The 12,474-nt window shown below is 31.4% G+C and carries 8 protein-coding genes; 2 read left to right on the forward strand and 6 right to left on the reverse strand.

The genetic code is table 11. The features are described 5' to 3' along the window. The first annotated feature begins 396 nt into the window (after window positions 1-396). Entirely contained in the window at window positions 397-2,979 is a 2,583-nt protein-coding gene (locus tag KM029_RS00285; protein WP_144074804.1) for a DNA gyrase/topoisomerase IV subunit A, read from the forward strand. 98 nt (window positions 2,980-3,077) lie between these two features. Here the strand turns inward: KM029_RS00285 and KM029_RS00290 are convergent, their stop codons facing one another. After that, the gene (locus KM029_RS00290) at window positions 3,078-4,622 is read right to left on the reverse strand and encodes a hydroxymethylglutaryl-CoA reductase (RefSeq protein WP_144074805.1); all 1,545 of its coding nucleotides are present in this window, start codon (window positions 4,620-4,622) and stop codon (window positions 3,078-3,080) included. 94 nt (window positions 4,623-4,716) lie between these two features. Here KM029_RS00290 and aroQ point away from each other — a divergent pair, with 94 nt between their 5' ends. After that, on the forward strand, window positions 4,717-5,136 hold the full coding sequence (gene aroQ, locus KM029_RS00295) for a type II 3-dehydroquinate dehydratase (RefSeq protein ID WP_144074806.1): 420 nt from the start codon (window positions 4,717-4,719) through the stop codon (window positions 5,134-5,136). Between the two features lie 58 nt (window positions 5,137-5,194). Here aroQ and KM029_RS00300 read toward each other — a convergent pair whose 3' ends face one another. The 5 genes from KM029_RS00300 to pheA all read right to left on the reverse strand — a co-directional run bounded on the left by KM029_RS00300 (window position 5,195) and on the right by pheA (window position 12,379). Next, on the reverse strand, window positions 5,195-7,096 hold the full coding sequence (locus tag KM029_RS00300) for a response regulator (RefSeq protein WP_158631113.1): 1,902 nt from the start codon (window positions 7,094-7,096) through the stop codon (window positions 5,195-5,197). Window positions 7,097-7,142: 46 nt separating this feature from the next. Then, window positions 7,143-7,658, reverse strand: a complete 516-nt coding sequence (locus KM029_RS00305) for a YfiR family protein (protein ID WP_144074808.1) — start codon at window positions 7,656-7,658, stop codon at window positions 7,143-7,145. A 61-nt stretch (window positions 7,659-7,719) separates the two neighbouring features. Then, on the reverse strand, window positions 7,720-9,942 hold the full coding sequence (locus KM029_RS00310) for a PD40 domain-containing protein (RefSeq protein ID WP_144074809.1): 2,223 nt from the start codon (window positions 9,940-9,942) through the stop codon (window positions 7,720-7,722). A gap of 72 nt (window positions 9,943-10,014) precedes the next feature. Continuing rightward, window positions 10,015-11,241: a hypothetical protein gene (locus tag KM029_RS00315; RefSeq protein ID WP_144074810.1), complete on the reverse strand. Its 1,227-nt coding sequence runs from the start codon at window positions 11,239-11,241 to the stop codon at window positions 10,015-10,017. Window positions 11,242-11,305: 64 nt separating this feature from the next. Beyond that, a complete protein-coding gene (gene pheA, locus KM029_RS00320; protein WP_144074811.1) occupies window positions 11,306-12,379 on the reverse strand; it encodes a prephenate dehydratase in 1,074 nt (357 codons plus the stop codon). Between the last annotated feature and the right edge of the window lie 95 nt (window positions 12,380-12,474).

The raw sequence follows: 12,474 nt of genomic DNA on the forward strand, positions 1-12,474 counted from the left end.
CGTTAATAGCAAAATTAACACATCCAATTTGGCTTATTGGTTCATTTCGCTTTTTAAGCTCTAATTTATTTTATTTCTTCAAAACTAAACTTTAGTAGAACCCAGATTTACTGACAATAGTGATAATTATGGTCTTTTATTTGTATATTAAACTGAGATTAGGTGATGAATGTGGAAATATTAATCAATGCTACTGTAAATGTTAGTGATTTTATAAACATTTCAAATTTTAATTTAGACTTCAGTGTGTTTTTGTTATGAAATTGTACATTTTCGTAAAAAATCATAATAATAACACGTAGATTTCACACGAATGATCAAATTCATTTGTATGATACCTACAAATCTATATTTTTGTGTAATTCGCATTTTTTTAGCGTCAATTAGAGGAGTAACGTGGAAAACGAGCAATCAACAAATAATTCAGAACATAGAGATAGTAATGTAGTTCACATAGATGGTATGTATCAGAACTGGTTCTTAGATTATGCATCATATGTAATCTTAGAAAGAGCTGTACCTAGTATTTATGACGGGTTAAAGCCTGTTCAAAGAAGGATTCTTCATGCAATGAAGGAACTAGATGATGGACGTTTTAATAAAGTAGCCAACATTATTGGTTCTACTATGCAGTTTCATCCACACGGTGATGCATCTATTGGTGATGCAATCGTAAATCTTGGTCAGAAAGAACTTCTGATAGAAACACAAGGTAACTGGGGTGATATAAGAACAGGTGATAGTGCAGCAGCACCAAGATATATAGAAGCTAGACTTTCTAAGTTTGCGTTAGAAGTAGTATTCAATCCTAAAACTACAGATTGGCAACTATCTTATGATGGAAGAAAAAGAGAACCAATTAATTTACCCGTAAAATTCCCATTGCTACTAGCACAAGGAGTAGAAGGTATTGCGGTAGGTTTAGCAACTAAGATTATGCCTCATAATGTCAAAGAATTGATTAAAGCATCAATAGACATTTTAAAGGATAAGAAAGTACAACTACTACCTGATTTTCCAACTGGTGGGCTAGCAGATTGTTCAAACTATAATAATGGTTTAAAAGGAGGTAAAATCCGTCTTAGAGCTAAGATTGAATCATCTGATAATAAAACACTTCTAATAAAGGAAATTCCTTATACTTGTACAACTTCAAGTTTAATTGATTCAGTGATCAAAGCAAATGATCAAGGAAAGATTAAAATTAAAAAAGTAGTTGACAATACAGCAAAAGACGTAGAAATTGAAATTCAATTGGCAAGTGGTCAATCTCCAGATGTAACAATTGCAGCTTTATATGCATTCACAGATTGTGAAGTCTCAATTTCTCCAAACTCATGTGTTATTATTGATGAGAAACCTGTTTTCTTAGGTGTTGAAGAAATTCTTAGAAATGATACAGAGCATACTGTCAAATTATTAGAAACAGAATTAAAAATCAGGGAAGGTGAACTACAAGAGAAAATCTTATTTAGTTCATTAGAAAAAATCTTTATAGAAAACAGAATCTATAGGGATATTGAGGAGTGTGAAACATGGGAATCGGTAATTGAAACTATTGATAGAGGTTTAGATCCTTATAAACCTAGTTTCTACAGAGAAATTACTGAAGAAGATATTATTCGTTTAACAGAAATAAAAATTAAGCGAATCTCAAAATTTGATGCTTTTAAAGCAGATGAATTATTAAAGAATTTATTAGAAGAATTAGAGTTAGTAAGATATAATCTTTCTAATATCATTGAGTACACAATTGATTACTTTATTAATCTACTTAAAAAGTATGGGAAGGACCACGAACGTTGTACTGAGTTAAGTACTTTTGATACCATTCTTGCATCTAAAGTAGCCGCAAATAATGCTAAACTTTATGTAAATAAAAAAGAAGGGTTTATTGGGTATAATCTCAAAAAAGAAGAAGGGGTAGAAGAAGTAATGGATTGCTCTGATATCGATGATATTATTGTTTATAGAAACACAGGTGAGTACCAAATTACTAAAATCGGTGAAAAGAAGTTTGTAGGGAAAGGTATCCTCCATGCTGAAGTATATGTTAAAGGGGACGAGAGAAAGGTATTTAATGCAATTTATCTTGATGGTGCTACTGGAGTAACTAGAGTAAAGCGTTTCCAAGTATCAAGCTTTACTAGAGACAAAGTATATAATGTAACGAAAGGAACACCAAAATCTAAGGTCTTATACTTTACGTCAAATCCAAATGGAGAGGCTGAAGTTGTAGGAGTGTCTCTATCTCCAAATTGTTCTGCAAAAGTTAAATCTTTTGAGTATGATTTTGCTGATCTCGAAATAAAAGGACGTACTTCTCAAGGTAATATTCTTACTAAATATCCTGTTAGACGAGTTACACTTAAGAGAGAAGGTATCTCAACTTTACCTGCTATTGATCTTTGGTATGATGAAGCTGTGGGATTATTAAATAAAGATTCTAATGGTAAATATCTGGGTAAATTTAAAGACGAGGATCGTATCATTGTTTTCTATGAAGATGGAGAGTATGAATTAACCAATTATGAGGTAATCCATAGATATGATGCAAAGCGTGTAGTACTAATTGAAAAATTCTTGCCTTATAAAGCAATTTCAGCTGTACATTATGATACTAACCATAGACAGTATTATATAAAACGCTTCCATGTAGAAACATCTACTATGAACAAGCGTTTCAAATTTATTAATGAGGCGAACGCATCAAGATTATTACTTGTAACTACTCAATTATCTCCAGAGGTTGAATTAACATACACCAATGGTAGAAAACGAGAGAAGAAACATGTAAATCTTAAGGAATTTGTAGAAGTGAAAGGGTGGAAAGCTTTAGGAAATAAACTGCCATATGATAAGGTTACAGATGCCAAACTTACCTCTCAAGATGATCCTGTTGATCAGATAACTTCTGGAGATGATAAAAAACAAGATGACAATAAAGATGAAGGTAGAGATTCTTTAAGAATGTTCTAAAGAATCATTTCATTATTAATAAAATATAGTTACAAAAAAGAAGCACTTCAGAATATTATCCGAAGTGCTTCTTCTTTTATATAAATTAATTGCTTTAACTATCTATTTCTACCGTATTGTTCATGAGAACTCACCCAATCAGAAGAAGATATAGCAGAAGCTAGAGATATTTCGCCAGCTAAAACAACACCAGCAACAATTTCAGCAAATTTATATGCTTTGCCTTTACCGTAGCAATTCATTAACTCTAAGCTTTCTTTTTGTGTACCAATACCAGTACCACCGCCATATGTTGCAATAATTAGAGATGGTATAGTGATTGAAAAATACAAATCTCCAGTCTTAGTAAGTTCTGTATAAATAATACCTGCACTAGATTCTGATACATTGGCAACATCTTGACCAGTAGCAATAAACATTGCTGTAATACCATTTGGAGAATGTAAACCTGTATTGTTTACTCCTGATAAGAAAGAACCAATTGCTGAAATTCTAGCATGATGATCTAATTGTTCAGGATCAACGCGCATATACTGCTGAAGAACTTCCTTTTTTAGAGTAATCTCAGCTGTAACACGTTTACCACGTGTACGCATAATATTAATTTGAGATGCTTTCTTGTCTGTCGCAAAATTAGATTCTAAGAAAAAGTTCTTGATCCCCATGTATTGATCTAAAATCCAACTACATGCAGCAAAAGTTGCTCTACCTACCATGTTTTGGCCTGCAGCATCTCCAGTTTTAAAGTTAAAACGTAAAAAGGCAAACTTATTAGAAAGGAAGTGGTCGATATAAACTAAATCAGCAATAGATGATGTACTTTCTGCCTCTTCTTTAATTTTCTTAAAGTTTAATTTTACCCATGTAACAAAGTCACGAGCACCTCTAGCATCTTCAAATTCAAAAACAGGAGCTCTTTGCATGGCATCATCAACAACAGATACTTTAATACCACCACAAAGGTTTGCTATTTTCATACCTCTATTGTAAGAAGCAACAAGAGTACCTTCTGTTGTTGCCATTGGTACCATAAAATCACCGATAGCATGTTCACCATTAATCTTTACAGGGCCAGCAAAACCCATTGGTATTTGAGCAACACCTGTAAAGTGTTCAATATTACCATTAAGCTCATGAGGGTCTATAGAATATTTGCCAATATGATTTACTTTAGCTCCTGAAAAATCTTCAACAAATTTTTGCCTTGTTTTAATAATTTCTTCGCCGTAATCATCCATATCATCTCTTGGTACCTTGACTTCATTGTCTTTTTCTGTAGAGATTGAATCAGTAACAGAGAATTTTAAAGTGCCAAAAGGGGAAGCTTTAACAGAAACTTCCACATCGTGTTTTTCAACTGCTAATTGTGGGTGATCTAGAACTTCTAGGTGTAAAGTTTTTCTAAGAGGGAAAGACAATCTATTGTCTTTTGTTATTGTAGAAGAATAAATTTCTTTCTCTTCGTTAGTATTAAAAACAACCTTAGATAAGTCAACTTCTTTACCATCAATTTTTATATGAAGAAGTTCTTTTATTTCAGCATCTTTGAGTCTATTTTTGATTGAAAACTCAATTCCTCTTTCTGTGTTGTTTAGGCTGCCTCTAGTATAAAGCTGCTTAAGAAGCATACTTGGGATAAACATAATATGGTTAGATTATTAAAATGAATTTTCGATTGTTAAAAAACAAACGGATTAAATTGTTATAACAACACTAATTTAATAATAATAATAGAATATGAAGCTATTAATTTTAAACGGACCTAATTTAAATCTATTGGGTAAACGTGAACCTACAATTTATGGTAATACAAGTTTTGAAGAATATTTTGATCAATTAACTTCAAAATATCCTGATGTTGATATGGTGTACAAACAAAGTAATCATGAAGGGACATTAGTAGATATTATTCATGAATATGGGTTTGATTATGATGGAATTGTCTTAAATGCAGGTGCTTACACACATACTTCTGTGGCTATTGCAGATGCGATTGCTGGTGTAGAGACTCCTGTAATTGAGGTACACATAAGTAATGTTCATGCTAGAGAAGCCTTTAGACACACAAGCTATATGGCAAAAAATTGTGTGGGTACGATTGCAGGATTAGGGTTGAAAGGTTATGAACTAGCAGCTCAATTTTTTTTAGAACAATAGGTATTAAAGCAGGATTAAGTGAATGTTTATTCGCTAATTAGAAAATTTCTTAAAATAATCAATTTGTATGAGATCGAACTTTCTCTTCTAGGTTGTCTTTTTTGAAAGGTTTCGAAATATAATCATTCATTCCTGCTTCTTTACATCTTTCAAATTCACCTTTTAAGGCAGAAGCAGTCATTGCAATTATAGGAATTGATTTCAAAGGTTCTTCAAACTCAGTACGTATTTTTTTTGTAGCCGTATAGCCGTCCATTTCGGGCATATGTACATCCATCAAAATTAAATCATATTTATGTTCTTTTAATTTCTTGAGTGCAATTAAACCATTATCAGCAACATCAGATTTGTATCCCCATTTTTTAAGTAGACGAAGTACCAACATTTGGTTTACCTCATTATCTTCTACAAGTAGAATACTTTTGGTAATTGAAGTAGGTTTAATTGTAGATGTTTTTTTGGCTTTAGTTATTTGAGGAGGGGTTAAATTCTTTTCTATAAATTCATCAAAAGTAATTTCAAAATAAAATGTACTTCCTAGATTAGGAGTACTTTCTAGATGTAATTTACCTCCTTGAAGCTCAACAAGTTGTTTTGATATACTTAGACCTAGTCCTGTTCCACCAAATTTACGTGTTGTTTCATTACTTGCTTGTGTAAAACTATCAAAAATACTACCTAGTTTTTCTTTTTCTATGCCTATACCAGAGTCTTTAACGGAAAATCTAAGAGTAAGCTTATTCTGATTGTTTTCGACTTTTACAACTGCTATAATGATACTACCATTGAATGTAAATTTAACAGCGTTTGAGTACAAGTTTATAAGTATTTGTTTTAAACGTACAGGATCACCAATTACATATTTAGGTACATCTTTAGCAATATCTAAAATAGTATTTAATCCTTTTTTATCTGTTTCAACTTTATGTGTTTCTATAATACTTGATAATGTATCATATACTTGAATTTCTTTTTTCTCAAATTCTAGCTTGCCTGATTCAATTTTAGAAATATCAAGTATGTCATTTATTACAACCAATAAATGATCGGCAGAGCCCCTTAAAACTTTTAATAAATGATATTGTTCATCGTTAAGTAAGGTATCATTTAATAATTCAGCCATTCCCATAACCCCATTTATTGGAGTTCTAATTTCATGAGACATATTAGCTAAGAAATCTTGTTTGGCTTTTGCTGAAGATTCAGCCACTTCTTTTGCATGAATTAATGATTCATTTTGGAGCTCAATTTTAGACAACATTTCATTAAATGCATCTATCAATAAGCCAATTTCATCTTCTCTTTTATCATTTATCCTTATTGAATAATCTTTCTTTTTTGAGATGATATGTGCTGTTTTTTCTAAATCAAGTATAGGTTTTGAAATACTACTTTGTAGAGGAACTGACAACATTGCAACAAATAATAACACGCTACTAACAATTATAGTAAACATGATAAGATAAGTGGTTAATCGGTCCCAAATTGTATTTAGATCAGCTTCTAAATAAACTGTATTAATACGTCCATTTTCATCGAAAGTACTTACATAAATTTGTAAAATATTTTCTATAAGTGAAAAATTTGTATCGTTCTGTGAGTAGGAGGGAATAGTATTGGCGTGAGATAGTTGCCAATCTTTATCTAAAGTGAGGTTTTTAAGGTTTAATATAGAATCTTTTTTTGCAAGTGATATTGCCTTAAGACTGTAAAATGCAAATAAGCGTTGCTCTTTATCAAATATTGCACCTGTTGTAATCTGTGTGTTATCAGCTAATAATTCAGATAAGTTTCTTTGGGCAGGGATGTACTGTTGTAATTCTACTGAAGCGTCATTATTATCGCCAATAATTTTTGCTAATTGCTTAGTATCATCAATGTATTTTTGCTTGTATTGATCAAAATCATAAGCACAAAATAGAATTGTAGAAAAAGAGGAAGCGATAAGACTTACAAACATGATTATTGCAATCAGTTTATATCTTAAAGATTGAGATAATATTCTTTTAATCTGGGTCATATGGAATTATATCACTTGCTAAGTTCAATAACTTTACATCAATTGTAAGCTGGGCAGTATTTGCTGAATAAAGGTTTAAAGTGTATAAACCATTTGGTGTTAAATTAATAATGCCACCATTTTTACAGAAGTTAGGAATATTATCACCTATCGTCAAGACAAATGAATTATTCCTATCATAAATCTCCTCTAAAAAAGATTTTACTTGAGAAGAGGTAAATCCTTTAGATATAAAAACAATATGTGAACCTTTTAGTTCTTTTATAGTTTGTGCTCTTTTAATCTTCCATACTCTGCCCTTTACATACCTATTACGGAACATATTATCAATAACGTCACCAAAAGGGTCATCACCTAAAATGCCTAGAACAAGGCTATTGTCTTCTTTAAAAGCTTGTGATGGCCAATTCACAAATTTGGCAAAAGTATTAATCATTCCAGCCTTACGTTCGTATTCATCAAATTGAGCATAGGTATCTACTTGAAATAAAGTAATGAACATTATTACAAGAATATAAGGCTTTAAATAGCGAGTGATATGTATATCAAATACTTTCAAATTTTTATTTTATGCTTACAGATAAAAGGATACATGCTTCATCTGCAGAAGTTTTGTAAAGTAGTTCTTTCTTTTTGATTTTCCATTGAGATACACCACTAACAGAAAGGTAATTGAGAATTGAATTCATTCTCATTTGTGTAATGGTATCTTGATTTTTTATTTCATCACTTCCTTTTTTTGAAAACCAATTAACATGTAATTCTATATCATCTCTCGATTTTAAGAATTCAGCTATTTCTTTCAATGTTTTTTTATTTTCAGATGTGATATCAAAATCATCATCAGCAAAATAATAACGTTGTTCTAATATACTTTTTGGATTAGCGGTATTATTTGGAAGTTTAACAATCTTATCTCCTGAATCTCCTCTTACACTATCTAAAGTAGTAAGTAAGTTTGAGTTTCCTTCATTAAAAGCTTTTTCAATAAGATCTAATAAAGGGGTATAATAGGGGTCGGGGTCATTATTATTTACATTAGATAATGATGTGTCTAAAAATGGATCATCTAATGCATTTAAAGATGCTAAACCATCTTTATCTGTTCTATCTACAATCATTTCCATTAGCATGAGTAGTGCATCGTATCTAGCGTCTGTACTTTCTTCTTTTGTTTGATTGTCAATTTCATCAAAAGTTGTTATTTCAAATTGAGTGGATTGAGGTTGTACATCAAACCCAACAACTTTATTCAGTACTGTTATGTCGTTTATTGTAAATGACTTATCTAACTGATACCTATAAGTGTCTTTTGGTAAATCAATATTTATAGTATAAAGGTCGATATCTTCTGAAGCAATAGTAATAGAGTAGTTTTTACCTGGGAATAGAATCATGAAAAACTTATCTGATTCTATAGATGGATCATACACATATTTTCGGTATGTAATATTATTACTGTCTTTTACTTTTAGTTGAAGAGGTAGCTTATTTCCATCCTTTTTAACTTGAATTGTACCTGTAACAATTGCTCTTTTCATTTTGTGTACAGGTTTAAACACATTGTAGATATCAAAACCACCTACAGATTGTTTATTTTGTCTGTCAGAGGCAAAGTATGAATATCTTTTACTTGGAATTTGAGAGAATTGATATTCATTATAAGGGGTGTTAATCTCTTTTCCTAAATTAAAAGGAGTACTCCAAGTTGCACCTTCTTTAATTGAAGAAACAATATCAAAACCTCCTATTGATAACACTCCATTCGTAGCGTAATAAAGAGTTTTGTTGTCATTATGAACAAAAGGAAAAACTTCATCATTTTCGCTGTTTATAGTTGGTCCAAGATTAATTGGTTTAGACCAATCATCTTTACCTACGCGAATTGCTTTGTAGATATCAAACCCTCCGAAGCCATTTGGTCTGTTACTTGAAAAGTAAATTGTAGAGCCATTATTGGCAATGAATGCTCCTTTTTCATCAAAACTAGAATTGATCTTATTATTTAGTTTTTTAGGTTTTAGCCAACGTCCCTTTTTTACTCTCGTCTCGTAAATATTTCCCTTTCCTTCTTGATCGGAGAAAAGTTCAATGTATAATAACATATAATTCCCATCTTGAATAAATAGAGGGTAAGCTTGTCTGTATTTATCTTCAAATTGAGGGTAGGGGTGAGAAAATTGGATTCCTTTTCTGTACGATAAATAAATGTCATTATCTGTACTCTGAAGATTTTTTGGTAGGAACGTGTATTTATCTCCGTAAACGTAGTTAAAACTATCTCTTTGTCTTTTAGAACTAAAAACAATGAAGTTATCTAATTTTGAAATAATGGGAGCATATTCGTCATAAGAAGTATTTATTGGGATATCCATAATTGCTGTTGTCATTTTTTGTGACATATCAGCTTTCATTTTTATTCCATTTTCACATTGCTTAATCCTAAGTTTTATATCGTTGAAATCACGAATTTGATTTTCAGTTTCTTCTAAATATAAATTGTAGGTATTAATTGCTTCAATGTATTTTTCATCTAAGTGTAATAAAGAAGCCAAGTAATAATATTTCTCAGAAGGAATGTCATTACAACTATTTTTAATTACTGAATTAAAATAGTGTATTGCTTCTTTTTGTTTAAAAGGAGAGTTGAAATAGCAAAGACCAATTTTATATTGAATTACGCATGATGAAATGTTACGAGTTGAAATCTTTTGATACATTTCAAAAGCCTCGTAAAACTTCTCTTCTTCATATAATTTATCAGCTTCTTCAATAGTTTGAGCCATTGATACAGAAACTGAGAAAAAACAGTAGAGGAATCCAATATAAAGTTTATTAAAGTTCAGTGTCTTAAAATTTTATATTGAACCGTTAGAATTAGTACGAATCAATAGCACTCCAAAGTTATTTTGATCACTTGTTTGTTTAGAGCCTACAATAATAAAGTCACCATTTTTGGCTTCAAGCAAACTGTTTCCTCTTTGCTCTTTAACACCACCAATAGATTTTTCCCATTGTTTTTGTCCTTTACTGTCAATTTTAATAAGTAAAGTATTAAAGCCCTCTAAGCTGGTGTTATCACCATATTCGTCAGGAACCCAGACTTCTGTATAGCCTGTTATAGCAAAACCACCATCTTTAGTAGCAGTAATTCCGTTTCCTTCATCATAACTTAAACCACCAAAAGATTTATGCCACATTTGTTGTCCTTCTTTGTCAGTTTTTACTACCCAACAATCTAAACTTGCCTCAGCAAAAGTGTAAGAATAGCCTACAAAAACAAATCCTCCATCTTCAGTCTGTACAAATTCATTGGCCTTTTCTGTGTCACCACCTCCATAGGTTCTTTCCCATTTTGTAGTGCCTTCAAGATCAATGTTAAACATCCAAACATCCCATTTTCCTTTTCCTGATGATTCAGTGTTACCAATAACAGTATAACCTCCGTTTACAGGTAAAATACCAACAGCTTCATCATTTTTAGCACCTCCATATGTTTTTCTCCACTCTTGTACTCCTTTACTATCTACTTTTAATACAAAAGCATCACCGCTAGGGTCTTCTTGAGTTAAAGAAATAATTTTACCACCAATAATAAAACCACCGTCTTCAGTTTCAGATATGCAAGTTCCTTCTTCAATAGAGTTCTCGTCACCATAAGTTTGTCTCCAAACTAATTTACCTTGTGCAGATATTTTCACTACCCAGGTATCTTTTAGATCCACACTTAAACCATAAGAATCAGAGCTACCAACAGTTATGTAACCACCATCTTTTGTTTGAATGATATCGTAAACCTCTTCAGTTTCGGAATCTCCAAATTTATAATTCCATTTTATATTTCCATTGTCATCAACTTTCCATAAACTCATGTCCATGTTACCGCTTGTTCCTACAGATCTACCAGCAATAACGTAACCGTTATCATGTGCTTTTACTATAGATACACCAATATCATATTTACCTCCACCTAGAACTTTAATAAAACTTGAATAAGTTTTTACAGGTAGAGGCATCTTTTCAGCTTTAGCTGAAAAAGAAAAAATGGCACACAGAAATGTGATGATTAAAAAATGTTGTTTCATTCTAATTTTATTAGGTCAAATTGACATCTACCTAAACAACGTATAAAAATGTAAATTATTCTATCTAAACCATTTTTACATAACTTCCTAAGAAAGTAATTGTGTCAGGGTATACTCGAATTATCTCTTGAACCTTACTTTCTTCAAAGTGACCATCGAAATCTATTAAGAACCAGTACTTAAAATTATCTTTAATTTTGGCTGGTCTGCTTTCAATTTTTGTAAGGTTGATGTCTCGTTGTCTGAATTCTTCCAAGAAGTTTGCCAAATCTCCCGGAGTATCACCAATTTTTGCTAAAACAGATGTTTTATCATTACCAGATTTCTGGTTTACAACATCTTTTGCCAGTATTAAGAAACGTGTAGTATTATCTTGGCTGTCCTCTATGTTATTGTAAAGGATAGGTAGTTTGTAAAGTTTTGCAGCTATCTGAGAACAAATTGCAGCAGCACCTTCTTCTTCTAGAGCTAATTTTGCAGCCTTTGATGTAGAAGCAACTTGGATGAGTTTTATGTCATCACCAAAATAATCTTCTATAAAATTACGACATTGTCTAAAAGCAATATCTTTAGAATAAATCTTAGTGATTTTAGCAGGGTCATCCATGTTAGATGCCAAAGTGAAGTTAACAGATAATGGTAACTCAGCTACTATTTTGACATTTCTATAACATAACTGATCAATAGTTTCTGCTACAGTACCCTCTTGGTTATTTTCAATAGGAACAACACCAAAACGAACGCGTTCAGTTTCTACATTATCAAAAACTGATTTGATAGTTTTAAGCGGGATATACTCACTCATAGCACCAAAACGATTTTCAGCAGCTTGATGTGTATAACTTCCTTCAGGGCCTAAGAATGCAACTTTTTCTGGAAGCTCAATATTTCTACTTACTGCAAATATTTCAAGAAATATAGCTTCTACTGCAGAGTGATTTAAAGTACCGCTATCATCAGTAGAAAGAGATGTTAGTCTATCTATGATAGCTTTTTCTCTTTCAGGTCTATAAATAACAGATTTCTCATGTTTTTTTAATTCCCCAACTTGCTTTACGATATTCATTCTTTCGTTTAAAAGACGAAGTACTTGGTTATCTATAGCATCTATCTGATTTCTTAATGACAATAAGTCCATATAATCGCACCTTAATGTTAATCCTTGAAATATTACTTTTCTTAAAAGTTATCCTACAAAACTATTGATTTTTTATAGTTTTGACACAAAAAAAG

This window comes from Flammeovirga kamogawensis, from assembly GCF_018736065.1.
In the GTDB taxonomy this organism is placed as follows: Bacteria; Bacteroidota; Bacteroidia; order Cytophagales; family Flammeovirgaceae; genus Flammeovirga; species Flammeovirga kamogawensis.